At 67.6% G+C, this 15,390-nt stretch carries 17 protein-coding genes; 13 read left to right on the forward strand and 4 right to left on the reverse strand.

Going from position 1 to position 15,390, the window contains the following annotated elements:
* Positions 1–172: 172 nt before the first annotated feature.
* From N1F91_RS22265 to N1F91_RS22275, 3 genes are read left to right on the forward strand one after another with little or no spacing between them, the layout of a single operon-like run.
* On the forward strand, positions 173–535 hold the full coding sequence (locus N1F91_RS22265) for a hypothetical protein (protein ID WP_289995512.1): 363 nt from the start codon (positions 173–175) through the stop codon (positions 533–535).
* Between the two features lie 47 nt (positions 536–582).
* A complete protein-coding gene (locus tag N1F91_RS22270; RefSeq protein ID WP_289995513.1) occupies positions 583–1,347 on the forward strand; it encodes a TlyA family RNA methyltransferase in 765 nt (254 codons plus the stop codon).
* A complete protein-coding gene (locus N1F91_RS22275) occupies positions 1,344–2,594 on the forward strand; it encodes a class I SAM-dependent RNA methyltransferase (RefSeq protein WP_289995514.1) in 1,251 nt (416 codons plus the stop codon). The genes N1F91_RS22270 and N1F91_RS22275 overlap by 4 nt, the downstream gene beginning before the upstream one ends.
* A 16-nt stretch (positions 2,595–2,610) precedes the next feature.
* Here N1F91_RS22275 and N1F91_RS22280 read toward each other — a convergent pair whose 3' ends face one another.
* Positions 2,611–3,318, reverse strand: coding sequence for an NAD-dependent deacylase (locus tag N1F91_RS22280; RefSeq protein WP_289995515.1), 708 nt, complete (start codon positions 3,316–3,318; stop codon positions 2,611–2,613).
* A 114-nt stretch (positions 3,319–3,432) separates the two neighbouring features.
* On the opposite strand from N1F91_RS22280, the gene N1F91_RS22285 reads away from it, so the two are divergent.
* Positions 3,433–3,792, forward strand: a complete 360-nt coding sequence (locus N1F91_RS22285; protein WP_289995559.1) for an antitoxin Xre-like helix-turn-helix domain-containing protein — start codon at positions 3,433–3,435, stop codon at positions 3,790–3,792.
* Complete coding sequence (locus N1F91_RS22290) at positions 3,785–4,300, forward strand: RES domain-containing protein (protein ID WP_289995516.1); 516 nt, start codon at positions 3,785–3,787, stop codon at positions 4,298–4,300. Before N1F91_RS22285 ends, N1F91_RS22290 begins: the two co-directional genes overlap by 8 nt.
* A gap of 56 nt (positions 4,301–4,356) precedes the next feature.
* Here the strand turns inward: N1F91_RS22290 and N1F91_RS22295 are convergent, their stop codons facing one another.
* Together N1F91_RS22295 and tldD are read right to left on the reverse strand one after the other, a co-directional pair.
* Positions 4,357–5,547, reverse strand: coding sequence for a Fic family protein (locus N1F91_RS22295; protein ID WP_289995517.1), 1,191 nt, complete (start codon positions 5,545–5,547; stop codon positions 4,357–4,359).
* Positions 5,548–5,695: 148 nt separating this feature from the next.
* Positions 5,696–7,105, reverse strand: a complete 1,410-nt coding sequence (gene tldD, locus N1F91_RS22300) for a metalloprotease TldD (RefSeq protein WP_289995518.1) — start codon at positions 7,103–7,105, stop codon at positions 5,696–5,698.
* Positions 7,106–7,267: 162 nt separating this feature from the next.
* Between tldD and N1F91_RS22305 the strand changes: the two genes are divergently transcribed.
* Both N1F91_RS22305 and N1F91_RS22310 read left to right on the forward strand, forming a co-directional pair.
* Positions 7,268–8,746 (forward strand): S8 family serine peptidase, encoded by a 1,479-nt coding sequence (locus N1F91_RS22305; RefSeq protein WP_289995519.1) that lies wholly within the window; start codon positions 7,268–7,270, stop codon positions 8,744–8,746.
* A gap of 146 nt (positions 8,747–8,892) precedes the next feature.
* The gene (locus N1F91_RS22310; RefSeq protein WP_289995520.1) at positions 8,893–9,135 is read left to right on the forward strand and encodes a hypothetical protein; all 243 of its coding nucleotides are present in this window, start codon (positions 8,893–8,895) and stop codon (positions 9,133–9,135) included.
* Between the two features lie 97 nt (positions 9,136–9,232).
* On the opposite strand, the gene N1F91_RS22315 is transcribed toward N1F91_RS22310, so the two are convergent.
* On the reverse strand, positions 9,233–9,748 hold the full coding sequence (locus N1F91_RS22315; protein ID WP_289995521.1) for an invasion associated locus B family protein: 516 nt from the start codon (positions 9,746–9,748) through the stop codon (positions 9,233–9,235).
* A 373-nt stretch (positions 9,749–10,121) separates the two neighbouring features.
* Between N1F91_RS22315 and coxB the strand changes: the two genes are divergently transcribed.
* The 6 genes from coxB to N1F91_RS22345 all read left to right on the forward strand — a co-directional run bounded on the left by coxB (position 10,122) and on the right by N1F91_RS22345 (position 15,378).
* A complete protein-coding gene (coxB, locus tag N1F91_RS22320; RefSeq protein ID WP_289995561.1) occupies positions 10,122–10,970 on the forward strand; it encodes a cytochrome c oxidase subunit II in 849 nt (282 codons plus the stop codon).
* Positions 10,971–11,010: 40 nt separating this feature from the next.
* Complete coding sequence (gene ctaD, locus N1F91_RS22325; protein ID WP_289995522.1) at positions 11,011–12,660, forward strand: cytochrome c oxidase subunit I; 1,650 nt, start codon at positions 11,011–11,013, stop codon at positions 12,658–12,660.
* 79 nt (positions 12,661–12,739) lie between these two features.
* On the forward strand, positions 12,740–13,675 hold the full coding sequence (locus tag N1F91_RS22330; protein ID WP_289995523.1) for a heme o synthase: 936 nt from the start codon (positions 12,740–12,742) through the stop codon (positions 13,673–13,675).
* Positions 13,676–13,680: 5 nt separating this feature from the next.
* Positions 13,681–13,842 carry a hypothetical protein gene (locus tag N1F91_RS22335; RefSeq protein WP_289995524.1) on the forward strand — a complete coding sequence of 54 codons (162 nt, stop codon included), beginning with the start codon at positions 13,681–13,683 and terminating at the stop codon, positions 13,840–13,842.
* Positions 13,843–13,850: 8 nt separating this feature from the next.
* On the forward strand, positions 13,851–14,486 hold the full coding sequence (locus N1F91_RS22340; RefSeq protein WP_289995525.1) for a cytochrome c oxidase assembly protein: 636 nt from the start codon (positions 13,851–13,853) through the stop codon (positions 14,484–14,486).
* Between the two features lies 1 nt (position 14,487).
* Positions 14,488–15,378, forward strand: a complete 891-nt coding sequence (locus N1F91_RS22345; protein WP_289995526.1) for a cytochrome c oxidase subunit 3 — start codon at positions 14,488–14,490, stop codon at positions 15,376–15,378.
* The last annotated feature ends 12 nt before the right edge of the window (positions 15,379–15,390 follow it).

Genomic DNA, 15,390 nt, shown 5'->3' on the forward strand with positions numbered 1-15,390 from the left:
GCCTCACCGCGCCTTTAACGCCCGGCCGCGACCGCGCGCCCGGCGCGCCGCCTGCCCGCCACCCCCCGTAACCTCTGGTTTACGCTGCTGCTTTGCCTCCCGCTTACCGTCTCTCTTGGTCCGATCTTAGGACGGACGCGCTACACCGGTCGCGGGACTGGGAGCACGCATCATGAAGACGATTCTCACGGCCGCGGCGCTCGTCGCCGGGCTGAACGGCACCGCTTGGGCAAACGGCAAGGTCGATCACCCGATAGACCAGGTCGATCACCGGATCGACCGGGCCGCATCCTCCATCGATCAGATCGACCAGGTCGACCTTTCGATCGACAAGGCGGCGGCGCGGATCCTGGCCGGCCGGATCGGCGACCTCCGCGGCGGTTTTGCGCCGGGCGTCGAGCCGTCCTTCGTGCGCTTCGTCAGCGCCGAGACCACCGCCAGCACCGCCCGCGCCGCACCGGTCCGCCGCGGCTGGATCGACGGCCTCGCCCGGGCGCGCGACCCGCTCGCCGGCCGCGCCGCGATCGGTCTCTGAGCCATCGCGGCTTGCGCTCGCGCCCCGCATTCGCCAATGAGGGGCGGATGCGGCCCGACCATCCCAGTTCCGGAAAGATGCGCCTCGACGAGGCGCTTGTGGCGCGCGGCCTGTTTGCCTCGCGGTCGCGGGCCCGCGACGCGGTGCTGCGCGGCACGGTGACCGTCGACGGGCGAGGCGAGACGAAGCCCGCGCAGCCGGTCGCGGCGACGGCCGAGATCGCGGTGGCCGATCCGGCGCAGCACTACGTCTCCCGCGCCGCCCTCAAGCTCATCGCCGCTCTCGACGGCTTCGGCCTCGACCCCGCCGGCCGCACGGCGCTCGACATCGGCGCCTCCACCGGCGGCTTCACCCAGGTGCTGCTCGAGCGCGGGGCAGGGCACGTCGTCGCCCTCGACGTCGGTCATGGCCAACTGCACGAAAGCCTGCGCGCCGATCCGCGCGTCACCGTGCTCGAGGGCCTGAACGCCCGCGACATGACTGTCCCCGATCTCGCGGGCCGCCACCCGGACATGCTCGTCTCCGACGTCTCCTTCATCTCGCTGAAGCTCGCCCTGCCGCCGGCGCTGGCGCTCGCCGCCCCCGGCGCATGCGGCGTCTTCCTGGTCAAGCCGCAGTTCGAGGCCGGCCGCGAGGCGATCGGCAAGGGCGGCCTGCTGCGCGATCCCGCAGACGGTCCCCGCGTCGCCGACGATCTCGCCGCCTGGCTCGGCCGCCAGCCCGGCTGGCGGACGCTCGGCCTCATCCCGTCGCCCATTGCCGGCGGCGACGGCAACCACGAGTTCCTGCTGGCCGGAGAAAAGCACGCATGAACGCCGAATCGACCCGCCTCGTCATCGAGCGCCTCGGCGCGCAGGGCGACGGCATCGCCCGCACGGCGCGCGGCCATGCCTACGTGCCCTTCGCGCTGCCCGGCGAGACCGTCACCGCCGCCGTCGTCGGCGAGCGCGGCACCCTGATGGCGCTGATCGAGCGCGCGCCCGAGCGCGTCGAGCCGCCCTGCCGCCATTTCGGCACCTGCGGCGGCTGCGCGCTGCAGCATCTGGAAGCCTCCGCCTATCACGCCTGGAAACGCGACAAGCTGGCGCAGGCTCTGGCCGGGCGCGGCATCGACATTGCCGTCGATCCGCTGGTGACCTGCGCGCCAGAGAGCCGCCGCCGCGCCGGCTTCACCGCAAGGCGCACCGACCGCGGCATCGAACTCGGCTACAACGAGGCGCAGTCGAACCGGCTCGTCGACATCGAGGAATGCCCGATCCTGGTGCCCGAGATCGTCGCCGCGCTGCCTCTGCTGCGCGAACTCGCCGGCATCGTCGCCGCGACCGGCCAGCCCTTCCGCCTGCTGGTCACCGCCACCGGTACGGGCCTCGACATCGCCGCCTTCGATTCGGGGCCGCTGTCCGAGCATGCCCGCCATGCCGCCGGCCGCTACGTCCTGAAGGCCGGCTTCGCGCGGCTCTCGGTCGACGGCGAGATCGTCATCGAGCCCAGAAAGCCCATGGTGAAGGCCGGCGACATCGCGCTCGAGCCGCAGCCGGGCGGCTTCCTCCAGGCGGTCGCGACGGCCGAGGATGCCATGACCGCGCTCGCGGTTGCGCATCTCGGCAAGTCGAAGAAGGTCGCCGACCTGTTCTCCGGCGCCGGCGCTTTCGCGCTTCGGCTCGCCCGCCACGCCGAGGTCCATGCGGTGGAGGCCGAAGCGGCCGCGCTCGGCGCGCTTGACCGCGCCTTCCGTTTCGCCCCCGGGCTGAGGCGCGTGACGCTCGAGCGGCGCGACCTCTTCCGCCGTCCGCTGACCTTCAAGGAAATCGCCGCCTTCGGCGGCGTGCTCTTCGACCCGCCCCGCGCCGGCGCCGAGGACCAGGCCAGGCAGATCGCCCGCAGCGACGTGCCGAAGGTCGTCGCGGTCTCGTGCAATCCCGTCACCTTCGCCCGCGACGTCGCGATCCTGATCGAAGGGGGCTATGTGCTGCGGCGCGTCGTCCCCATCGACCAGTTCCTCTGGTCGCCGCATGTCGAGGCCGTTGCCCTGCTGGACAAGCCGAAGAAGCGCCGCTGATCGGCAGCGGGCGGGCCTACCGCCCGGAGATCAGCCGCTCGACGAAGGCCGGCACGATCTCCGTCGCCTTGCCGTGCTCGGCCTCGGCAAACAGCGAGAAGCCTTCCGACGGCTCGAGGTTGAGCTCCACCGTATGCGCCCCGTGCCGCCGCGCCTCCTCGACGAAGCCGGCGGCGGGGTAGACGTTGCCGCTGGTGCCGATCGACACGAACAGGTCGCAGGCGGCGAGCGCCCGCTCGATCCGCCCCATGTGGTAGGGCATCTCGCCGAACCAGACGACGTCGGGCCGGATGGTCCCGGTCGAATGGCAGGCGGGGCACAGCGTGTCGACCTCCATGTCGTACGGCCAGTGCAGCCGGTTGCCGCAATTGGTGCACAGCGCCTGGCCGAGTTCGCCATGCATGTGGATCAGCCGCGACGAGCCCGCCCGCTCGTGCAGGTCGTCGATGTTCTGCGTCACCAGCAGCAACTCGCCGGCAAACGCCTGCTCCAGCCGCGCCAGCGCGAAATGCGCCGCGTTCGGCGCCACCCCCGCCATGCCGCGCCGCCGCTGGTTGTAGAAGTCGTGCACCAGCTGCGGATTGCGGGCGAAGCCCTGCGGCGTCGCGACGTCGCGATAGTCGACCTTCGACCAGATCCCGCCCGCATCGCGAAAGGTGTCGACGCCCGATTCGGCCGAGATTCCGGCGCCGGTGAGGATGACGATGGAGGAGGGGCGTTTCATGCTGACGTATTAAACGCGGATGGGGGACGGCGGAAGGGTGCTGCTTGAAGCATGCGCAGATTGCGCTCATATTGAGCGGAGGAGTGTCAATTCGTGAATGGAGGACCTGTGGTGATGATGCCGGTCCCGGCTGCGGGCTTCCGCGAGGAAGGCGCACCGTTCCTGTCGGCGAAGCGTGTCGCGGATCATCTCGGCATCCCGATGAGCGAGCTTGCCACCCTCGTCGGCGTGGCGCGGAACACGCTGAGGGCGGCCGTCGCCGGTCGCAAGGTGGATGCGGCATTGAGCCCGGTGGTCCGCATCCTCTCGATGGCAGCCGAGATGGCGGGTGGCGACGATCGCGCCGTCATCTGGTTCAAGCACCAGCCGATCCCCGGCTGGGCCGGCAAGACGGCCTTCGATCTCGTGCGGGAGGGAAAGTCCGAGAAGGTTCTGGCCTATCTGGAAGCGGTGCGATCCGGCGTCTATGCCTGATCCCGTCGCGTCCGATCTTCTCCTCTGGCGCGCCTATGTCCCTCGCTGGTCGTACGTGCCGCTGTCGGGAGACGGTGCGGCGCGCTTCGGCGGCCGCTGGAATCCGGTCGGCGCGCCTGCCCTGTACGCGGCTCGCGAACTGTCCACGGCCTGGGCCGAGTACAATCAGGGTTTCGTTCAGCATCCCGCTTTGATCGCGTGCCTGCGGCTGACGGATGCCCGCCTGGTCGACCTCACGGACGCCGCCGTCCTCTCCGGCCTCGGGCTCGACGGCGCCCTTCATCGGTGCGAGTGGCGGCACAGTCTCGACGCAGGACTCGAGCCGCCCACCCATGCCCTTCGCCGGTCGTTGCTCGAGGCCGGCGCCGACGGCGTAATCTTCCCGTCGCACATGTCGCCGGGGGGAACCTGTGTCGCTCTCTGGCGATGGAACGAGACCGGACAGCCGAAGCTCTCCATCATCGATCCCGACGGACGACTTCCACGGACGCCCGCTTCCTGGACATGACGCGGGCTTTGGCTACGCGACGCCCTGCGGCGCGAGGATGGCGATTGAGGAGGGCATCAGACGGTCACGTCCACATCGGGAAGTCGCCGTGCGCGACCTTCGCTTAGGTCGACGATCGGCCAGCAGATGAAGCGTCTCGGGTTCGAGGTCGTCTGCAACTCATCCAGTATTCCAAGCTCGACCAGCCGGTCTACCGCGCTCTTGGCAGCAGGATAGGTGACCCCCAGCAGGTTCGCGATCTGTGGAATGGACGTGACGGGACGCGCAAACAGGTCATCGACGATCGTGAGCACCCGTGCCGAACTCCTGCGCTCCGAAATCCGCTGGCGAAAATCGCTGCGCATCGCTTCCAGTTCCCGGATCGTCGAACTGGCAGATCGGCATGAAGCAGTGACCATCTCGAGAAAGAACGCGATCCAGTCCGTCCAGGCGCCTTCGCGCGAGACCGCGAGCATCAGGTCGACATAGTCGTCCTTGCGGCCTTCGACCGCGGGACTGAGATAGAGGAGCGGGTTTTCGAGCACCCCCTCCTGCATGAGATAGATGGGTATCAGGATGCGTCCGACCCGGCCGTTGCCGTCGGCGAAGGGGTGGATGGTCTCGAACTGATAGTGAAACAGCGCGGCGTCGACGATGGCGGGAATTCCGGCTCGGTCCAGACGGTTGAGGTAGCGTTCGAGTTCGGCCATCGCCGATTCGGTCTCGATGGGCGGGGGAGGGACGAAGCGTGCGTTTTCGATCTGCCTGTTGCGGCCTCCGATGAAGTTCTGCTGGTCCTTGTATTCACCCGGCCGCTTGTTTGCGCCGCGCTCCCGGCCCACGGCCGACAGGAGAGTCCGGTGCACGGTCTTGATCAGCCGGTTCGAGAGAGGGAGTTCTTTCAGAAGCCGCTCCGCCACCTGAAATGCGGTGATGTAGTTCCTGACCTCGATCGTGGAAGCATCGACCTCGGCGCCGTCGTCCGCTACGGCCAGCGCAAGAGCGTCGGCGGTCGTATAGGTGCCTTCCATCGACGAGGAGAGGAGGGCTTCCCTGCGCTGAAGCGGCCGGATGACCAGGGATGGGTTGGCAAGGCTCCTGCCTGCGGCGTTCAGTTCGCCGATCGCCTGCATCGCCTCGGCAAGGGGCATGACCAGCTTCGCGAAGTCGAGCGGCGGCGGCAAGGTCGCCGGCACGAATGCGAATTGTCCCGCTACCGTGGGAACGAGCCGGCCAGTCGGCGACCGTCTGAACGCTTCGAGGTCCATGCTCGGCCATCCGTCGCGATCTGAGTTAAAGTTTCCGTCGAAAAACTATAATCTCTCTGAGGCGGATGCAAGTTCGCTATAAGAAGTCGGCCCATCGTTATAGGTCACGAGCAAAAACTATAATCCTGGATCAGGATCGACCCGCCCGTCACGCCTGCGTGCCGCCTACCGTCATCTGGTCCATCCGCAGATGCGGCTGGCCGACGCCGACGGGCACGCCCTGGCCGGCCTTGCCGCACATGCCGATGCCGGTGTCGAGCTTCATGTCGTTGCCGATCATCGAGACCCGGTGCATCGCGTCCGGGCCGTTGCCGATCAGCATCGCGCCCTTGATCGGCCGCGTCACCTTGCCGTCCTCGATCATGTAGGCCTCGGTGCAGCCGAACACGAACTTGCCGGAGGTGATGTCGACCTGGCCGCCGCCGAAGGAGACGGCGTAGATGCCCTTCTTCACCGAGGCGATGATCTCGGCCGGTTCCATGTCGCCGCCGGTCATGAAGGTGTTGGTCATGCGCGGCATCGGCTGGTGCGCATAGCCCTCGCGCCGGCCGTTGCCGGTGGCGCGCATGCCCATCAGGCGGGCGTTCTGGCGGTCCTGCATGTAGCCGACCAGCTTCCCGTCCTCGATCAGAACGTTGCGGGCGCTGGGCGTGCCCTCGTCGTCGATCGTCAGCGAGCCGCGCCGCTCGGCGATGGTGCCATCGTCGACGACTGTGACGCCCTTGGCCGCCACCTGGCTGCCCAGCAGGCCCGAGAAGGCCGACGTCTTCTTGCGGTTGAAGTCGCCCTCCAGCCCGTGGCCCACCGCCTCGTGCAGCATCACGCCCGGCCAGCCGGAGGAGAGCACGATGTCGAAGGTGCCTGCCGGTGCCGGCACCGCCTCGAGATTGACCAGCGCCTGGCGCAGCGCCTCCTCGGCCGCGTGCTTCCAGCTCTGCTCGGCCACGAATTCGCCGAACCCCTTGCGCCCGCCCATGCCGTAGGAGCCGCTCTCCTGCCGGTCGCCTTCGCCGACGACGACAGAGACGTTCATCCGCACCAGCGGACGGATGTCGCGCACCAGATGGCCGTCCGCGCGCAGGATCTCGACCTGCTGCCACGAGGCCGTCAGCGCCGCCGTCACCTGCCGCACCCGCGGATCGCGCGCGCGCAGCCAGCCGTCGATCTCCTGCAGCAGCGACGCCTTCTCGGCAAAGCCGGGCGAGGCGATCGGATTGACGTCGTCATAGAGCTTCACGTTCGTGCCGGAGGGGGCGGCCGCCAGCGTGCCCGAATAGCCCGCCTTCACCGTCGACACCGCGTCCGCGGCGCGCCGCAGCGCCGCGCCCGACATCTCGCTGGCATGGGCAAAGCCGGTCGCCTCGCCGGCCACCGCCCGCAGGCCGAAGCCCTGGTCGGTGTTGAAGCTCGCAGTCTTCAGCCGGCCGTTGTCGAACACCAGCGCCTCGCCCTCGCTGTATTCGAGGAACAGTTCGCCGTCGTCGGCGCCGCCGATGGCATCCGCAACGAGCCGCCGGACGGTGCTGTCGTCGATGTCGAAGCGGGAAATCAGATCCATCGGAGGCTCCTTGCTGTCGCCCCGATGTAGGGCGTCCCGGCAGGCCCCGCAACGGGGTTCGCCGGCCGCCGCCCGGGCCAAGGTATCTTAAGTTGCATCATATTGATGGATGCAATCAAAAAGAGTATAGATCGCGGGGGCAGCATGTAGAGGGGAACATCCATGACACGATACGTCTTCATGCCGGACGACGGTACCGACCGGCAGGCCGTCGCCAGTCTCGCGAGCGCTTGGCCGGAACCGGAACTGCAAAGCTTCGCCGTCGCCTCGGTTGCCTCCGGCGGCGGTTCCGGCCGCCGCCGCAAGCCGCCGGTCAGGATCATCGACGTCTACGAGCCGACCGGCATCGCTCTCGTCGAGACACCCGCGCGCGGCGGCGCAAGCGCCAGCGTGCCTGGCGGCGCGCTCTATCCGGTGGTGAACTACCAGACGGCGATCGCCACCCCCCGCGCCGGGCAGACGCGGCTGCCGCGCAGCCTCGGTCCGACGGGAACGTCGCTGTTCGCCTTGCGGCTGCGCTCGTCGCGGGATGGCTCTCCGGTCTCCGGCGCCGTCGTCCAGCTTCGGCTGAAGGGCAGCAGGACGCCGCTGTCGGCTTCATCCGACGCGCAGGGCAATGCCGTCTTCGGGCTGCGCGCGCCGGGCGTGCACGGCGCGATGCTCCTGGTCGAGCCGGGTTTCCAGCAGCACTGGGGGTATCTCGGCACGAATGTCGAGCTCGCCAGCGGCGATTCCATCGACATCGACCCCATCGATCTCGCCCTGGCCCCCGACGTCCTGCGAAGGGCCTTGCGGTCGGGCCAGGCCGGCGACGGCGCAGGCGTGCGGGTCGGCGTCATCGACACGGGTGTCGGCCCGCACCGCGATCTGCCCCAGGCCGTCGGCGATCACGACACCAGCGACGGCCACGGCACCCATGTCGCCGGCATCATCGCCGGTCGCGGATCCGGTCCCTATGCGGGCGTCGCGCCGGGCGCCGAGATCAGGAGCTACCGCGTTTTCCCCGACCGGGCCACGGGGCTCGCCCCGAACTACGAGATCCACAAGGCGATCATCAAGGCGGCTGCCGACGGCTGCCATCTGATCAACCTCAGCCTGAAGAGCGAGCTCCCGCTGGATCCGCGCCACGACGACAAGGTCATCTCGCGCGCGATCGTCGATGCCGCGAACCAGGGCGTGCTCGCGATCGCGGCGGCCGGCAACGACTTCCGGCGGTTCGTCTCCTTCCCCGCGCGCCACCCGGACGTGCTGTCCGTCTCGGCCTTCGGCCACGAGGCCACGCTTCCCGGCAAGGCCTACGACCGGTGGACGGTCTCGCGCGACCGCGCCGCGACGGACGGCGATGCCTACTTCGCCAACTTCTCCAACCAGGGCATCGACGGCACCATGGTCGATCTGACGGGGCCGGGCGCGGGCGTGGTCTCGACCGTTCCAGGCAACGCGTATGCGCCGATGAGCGGCACCTCGATGGCCTGTCCGGCCGCCACGGGCGCCATCGCCCGTATTCTCTCGCAGCACCCCGCCATCCTCGCCATGCCGCCCGACAGGGCGCGCATGCAGGCGATGCGGGCTGCGGCGCTGGCCGCACCCGTCCCGGCCGGCTTCCCGGTCGCGTTCGAAGGGCAGGGCATGGTCTCGTGACCCCCTGACCCCTGCGTTTCAATCGCGAAACCGGTTTTCGCGCGAAATTCGCGTAAAGCGTGCAATCGGGCGTCAATGCGCGTCAGTCTTGAACCGGCGCGCCCTTCGCCCTATTCTCCAACCCTCAACGAAACAGGATCACTGACATGGAACGGCTGGTTATCATCTCCGACAAGCCTCTGTCGGAAGAAGCGCCCATCATCCGCGAGATCGACAGCATGCCGGGCATTTCGGTCACGTCCGTCTCGTCGTCCTTCATCGACGTCGAGGTCACGCAGCCGCGATCCGGCGCGACGCTGCGCGCCTTCGCGCGCGAGCACGGACTGTCCGTGGAAGCGACGCCAGAAGTGCAGCTGATGGAGCCGATGTCGCCCTTCCGGGCATTCTGAGACCATCCGGCCGGACGACGCCGCCCCCGCGCGCGCGGGGCGGCTTTCCACATGCCGCGCCGCCACGAGTCCGCGCTGGCGATTGTGCCCGGCGCTGTTACGGCAGCGCCGCGAACCCGTCGGAGAATCCGGTGAGGTCGACCGGAATGCCGATGCCTTCCTCGGGCGTCTGGAAGACGATGAAGGTCGCCGAGGTTCCCGCCCGCAGCGTATCCAGCAGCGACGGCTCGAGGATCACCTCGGCATAGCAGCCATCCTGGAAGCAGCGCACGAAATAGGCGCGGCCGATGTCCTTGCCGTCGACGTTCAGGCCGAGCCCGTTCGGCAGGAGCACGCCGAGCGGCGCCAGCACGCGCAGGATCTCGGCCTTGTTGTCTGCCGTGCGCAGCACCACGACCGAGAGCCCGACCTCCGGCCGGTCCTCGGCCACGACGTTCTGCATCAGGGCGCACTGTTCTCCCGACGCGCCCGCCGGCACGTCGCAGATCACGGACCATGCGCCGTGGGTGCCGCGGACGGTTCCGCTGGGCTGGGCTGCGGCGGGAAGCCCGGCGATCGTGAAGAGCGCTCCGGCGAGCGCACCGGCGAGGAAGCGTGCGGGGATCGCGATCATGTGGACTCCGTTGCGAATCACTTCAATCTAGCGTGGCGGCATGCCCTTTCAAAGGCATGCAGCCAGTTCGACCACCGACCGCGGTCCGCAGGACCACTGCCGCGCGATTTGGCCCGAATTGCGGCTCGGGCCGGCAAGAGTGGCGGGCCACCGGACGGTCCAGGATAGGGCCACGGCAGCGCCTGCTTTTGATCTCGCGCAAAAATGCCGCATGAATTCATCCGGGGCGTTTGTTGCGGTCGGGGCCGGGATATGGTTTTAACGGCCCAAATGCCGACCGGGGAGTCTCCCCCGGCGGAGAAGGCGTGAGGGCCAGGCGGCCCTTCGCGCGTCGATCGAGGAGAATCCGAGCGTGACCAAGAAGTTCCTGACGATGCTGTCCGGTACGATTGCGCTTATGGCCGCTGCGCCGGCCTGGGCCGACCAGCCTGTCGAATGGCAGGTCGGCATGCAGGCGGCCGCCACGCCCATCATGGAGGCGATCCGCTGGTTCGAGCAGTATACGCTGTGGTTCATCGTCCCCATCACGCTGCTCGTCCTGTTCCTGCTGGCCTGGGTCATCGTCCGCTATCGCGCCAGCGCCAATCCCGTCCCGTCGCGCACCAGCCACAACACGCTGATCGAGGTCGTCTGGACGGTCGGGCCGGTCGTCATCCTCCTGTTCCTGGCCATCCCGTCCTTCCAGCTCCTCACGGCGCAGTACACGCCCACCGAGGAGCCCTCGCTGACCATCAAGGCGACCGGCAACCAGTGGAACTGGGACTATGAGTACCAGCTCGACGAGCCCTTCTCCTTCAATGCGGCGATGCTGCAGGAAGGCCAGCGCGCCGATTTCGGCAAGGAAGACGTCGCGGCCTATCCGCGTCTCCTGGCCGTCGACAACGAGATCGTCGTGCCGGTCGACGCCACGGTGCGCGTCCTCGTCACCGCCAGCGACGTCATCCACGCCTTCGCCATGCCGGCCTTCGGTATCAAGGTCGACGCCGTGCCGGGCCGCATCAACGAGACCTGGTTCAAGGCGACCCGCGAGGGCCTCTACTATGGCCAGTGCTCGGAACTCTGCGGCAAGGACCACGCCTTCATGCCGATCGCGATCCGCGTCGTCAGCCCCGAGATGTACCAGGAATGGGTTGCCGCGGCCGGCTCGGATCTGTCGGGTGCGAACCGCGCGCTGATGGCCTCGGTCGAAGCGAAGTCGAAGATGGCGTCCGCCGCCGAGTAAGGCTGGCGAACCGAACAAGAATGACAATGGAGCGGTGAATATGGCAGGCGCTGCAGCTCACGACCATCACGACCACAAGCCCTATGGCTGGACGCGCTGGGTCTATTCGACGAACCACAAGGACATCGGCACGCTGTACCTGATCTTCGCCATCACGGCGGGCATCGTGGGCGGCTTCCTGTCCGTCATGATGCGCTGGGAGCTCGCCGAGCCGGGCATCCAGATCTTCCACGGGCTGGCCTCCATGGTCTACGGGGTCGAGGGCGATGCCGCCATCGACGCCGGCAAGCACATGTACAACGCCTTCACCACGGCGCACGGCCTCGTCATGATCTTCTTCATGGTCATGCCGGCGCTGATCGGCGGCTTCGCCAACTGGATGGTCCCGATCATGATCGGCGCGCCTGACATGGCGTTCCCGCGCATGAACAACATCTCCTTCTGGCTGCTTCCGCCGGCCTTCATCCTGCTCATCCTCTCGGCCTTCGTGCCGGCGGGGCCGGGTGCCTACGGCGTCGGCGGCGGCTGGACCATCTATCCGCCGCTCTCGACCTCGGGCCAGCCCGGGCCGGCCATGGATCTGGCGATCCTGTCGCTCCACATCGCGGGCGCCTCGTCGATCCTCGGCGCCATCAACTTCATCACCACCATCTTCAACATGCGCGCGCCGGGCATGACGCTGCACAAGATGCCGCTGTTTGCCTGGTCGGTGCTGATCACCGCCTTCCTGCTCTTGCTGTCGCTCCCGGTGCTCGCCGGCGGCATCACCATGCTCCTCACCGACCGCAACTTCGGCACGGCCTTCTTTGCGCCCGAAGGCGGCGGCGACCCGATCCTGTTCCAGCACCTGTTCTGGTTCTTCGGTCACCCCGAGGTCTACATCCTGATCCTGCCGGGCTTCGGCATCGTCAGCCACATCGTGTCCACCTTCTCGCGCAAGCCCATCTTCGGCTATCTCGGCATGGCCTACGCCATGGTCGCGATCGGCGTCGTCGGCTTCGTGGTGTGGGCGCACCACATGTACACCACCGGCCTGTCGCTCGAGACGCAGCGCTACTTCGTCTTCGCCACGATGGTCATCGCGGTGCCGACGGGCGTGAAGATCTTCTCCTGGATCGCCACCATGTGGGGCGGTTCGATCTCCATGCGCACGCCGATGCTGTGGGCGATCGGCTTCATCTTCCTGTTCACCGTCGGCGGCGTCACGGGCGTCCAGCTCGCCAATGCCGGCCTCGACCGCGCCATGCACGACACCTACTACGTCGTCGCGCACTTCCACTACGTGCTGTCGCTCGGCGCCGTCTTCGCCATCTTCGCCGCCTGGTACTACTGGTTCCCGAAGATGACCGGCTACATGTACTCGCCGCTGATCGCCCGCACCCATTTCTGGGTGACGTTCGTGGGCGTGAACCTGGTGTTCTTCCCGCAGCACTTCCTCGGGCTGGCCGGCATGCCGCGCCGCTACATCGACTATCCGGATGCCTATGCCGGCTGGAACATGGTGTCGTCCTACGGCTCCTACCTCTCGGCCATCGGCGTCTTGATCTTCCTCTACGGCGTCTTCGAGGCCTTCTCGAAGAAGCGCGAGGCGGGCGCCAATCCCTGGGGCGAGGGTGCCACCACGCTCGAGTGGCAGCTGCCGTCGCCGCCGCCCTTCCACCAGTGGGAGCAGTTGCCGAAGATCAAGTAGGCGCTACCTGCATGCTTCGAGGCCGCCGATCCGTCGGCGGCCTCGCACCAAGAACAACAAGAACCTGGAAACGTAAGGCATGGCTTTGGCCACCACCGACCGCGAGATCGACGCCGGGGTTCACCTCTCCGAGGCGACGCCAGGCGATTACTTCACGCTGCTCAAGCCGCGTGTGATGGCGCTCGTCGTCTTCACCGCCGTGGTGGGTCTCGTCGCCGCACCGGTGGCGCTGAACCCGTTCATCGCTCTCATCGCCATCCTGTCGATCGCCGTCGGCGCGGGCGCATCCGGTGCGCTCAACATGTGGTACGACGCCGACATCGATGCGGTGATGTCGCGCACCGCCACGCGGCCCGTCCCAAGCGGCCGCGTGCTGCCCGGCGAGGCGCTCGCTTTCGGGCTCGTCCTGTCTGCCCTCTCCGTCATGACGCTCGGCGTGCTGGTCAACTGGCTGGCCGCGTCGCTGCTCGCCTTCACCATCTTCTTCTATGCCGTGGTCTACACCATGTGGCTGAAGCGCTGGACACCGCAGAACATCGTCATCGGCGGCGCCGCCGGCGCCTTCCCGCCCATGATCGGCTGGGCCGCGGCCACCGGCACCGTCAGTCTCGAGAGCGTCATCCTCTTCGCCATCATCTTCCTGTGGACCCCGCCGCACTTCTGGGCCCTCGCGCTGTTCAAGGCGACCGACTACGGCCGCGCGGGCGTGCCGATGATGCCCAATGTCGCGGGCCCTGCATCCACGCGCCGCCAGATCTTCGCCTATTCCGCGATCATCGCGCCGGTCGGCGTGCTTCCGGCATTCCTCGGCTATGCCAGCCTCGGCTACGGCATCTGCGCGGCGCTGCTCGGTGCGGGCTTCGTCTGGTACGCGTTCAAGGTCCTGCGCATGAGCGACGAGGACCGCGAGATGAAGCCGGCCAAGGCGCTCTTCGCCTATTCGATCCTCTATCTCTTCGCGATCTTCGCTGCCTATCTGGTCGACACGATCGTCGTCCGGGCCATGGCGGGATGACGGCGATGGAGAAGGACGACGAAGGCATCAGGCTCACGCCTGCCCAGAAGAAGGCCCGCCGTTCGCGCAACGTCGCGATCGGCATTGGCCTCGCATTGCTCGTGGTGATCTTCTACGTCGCCACGATCGCCAAGTTCGGTCCCGCAATCCTGAGCAGGCCTTTGTGAGGCGCGCGATGAGCAACGACGTCGACCATTCCAGCCCCGTGCGCAAGGCGCCGTCCAACACCCTGGTCGCGGGCGCCTGTGCGGCCACCTTCCTCGGCATGATCGGCATGGCCTATGCGGCCGTTCCGCTCTACCAGCTCTTCTGCCAGGTCACCGGCTACGGCGGCACAACGCAGCGCGTCGAACAATATTCCGACACGGTGATCGACCGCCCGGTGACGGTGCGCTTCGACGCCAACGTCGCCTCCGGCCTGCCTTGGGATTTCCGGCCCGACCAGCGCTCGGTCACGATGAAGATGGGCGAGACCGTCCAGGTCAGCTACCGCGCCACCAACCCGTTCGACCGGGCGACGCGCGGCCGCGCCAGCTTCAACGTCTCGCCGGCGATGGCCGGCGCCTATTTCAACAAGGTCGAGTGCTTCTGCTTCACCGACACGGAGCTGAAGCCCGGCGAGACCATCGAGATGCCGGTCGTGTTCTTCGTCGATCCGGCGATCGACGAGGTGCCCGAACTGCGGCACATGACGACCATCACTTTGTCCTATACCTTCTTCGGCATCGACGAGGAGCCGGCCGAGTCCGTCTCCGTCAAGGGAAGCCTCCCCGTCGATACCGGGACCTCGACCAGCAACTTTGGGGGCTGAAATGGCTGACGCGCACGCCAAACCGCAACACGACTACCACATCATCGACCCGAGCCCCTGGCCGTTCCTCGCCTCGATGGGGGCGCTCGTCATGGCGCTGGGCGGCGTCGCCTGGATGCAGGCGATGAAGAGCGGTTCGCTCCACCTGTTCGGTCTCGACTTCTCGGCCGCCAACTACTGGATCTTCGTCATCGGCCTCGCGATCGTGCTCTACACGATGTACGCCTGGTGGGCCGACACCATCAAGGAAGGCAACGAGGGCCATCACACCCGCGTAGTCTCGCTGCACCTGCGCTATGGCATGATCATGTTCATCGCCTCCGAGGTGATGTTCTTCGTGGCCTGGTTCTGGGCCTTCTTCGACGCCGCGCTCTTCCCCGGCGAGGCGTCGCAGGTCCTGCGCAGCGACTACACCGGTGGCCAGTGGCCGCCCGCAGGCATCGAGGTTCTCGATCCCTTCCACCTGCCGCTCTACAACACCATCATCCTGCTCCTGTCGGGCACGGCGGTCACCTGGGCGCACCACGCCCTGCTGCACGACGACCGCAAGGGCCTGATCTGGGGCCTGGCGCTCACGGTCGGCCTCGGCATCCTGTTCTCCTTCGTGCAGGTCTACGAGTACATGCACGCGCCCTTCGCGTTCAGCGACTCGATCTATGGCGCCACCTTCTTCATGGCCACCGGCTTCCACGGTTTCCACGTCTTCGTCGGCACCATCTTCCTGCTGGTCTGCCTGTTCCGCGCCATGGCCGGCGGCTTCACGCCGAAGCAGCATTTCGGCTTCGAGGCGGCTGCCTGGTACTGGCACTTCGTCGACGTGGTGTGGCTGTTCCTCTTCGCCGCCATCTACGTCTGGGCGTCGGCCGGCGCCACCATCGCCGAAATCCACTGACGCCATCGTCGT

Origin of the sequence: Aquibium sp. ELW1220 (assembly GCF_030398385.1) — a bacterium.
Classification (GTDB): domain Bacteria; phylum Pseudomonadota; class Alphaproteobacteria; order Rhizobiales; family Rhizobiaceae; genus Aquibium.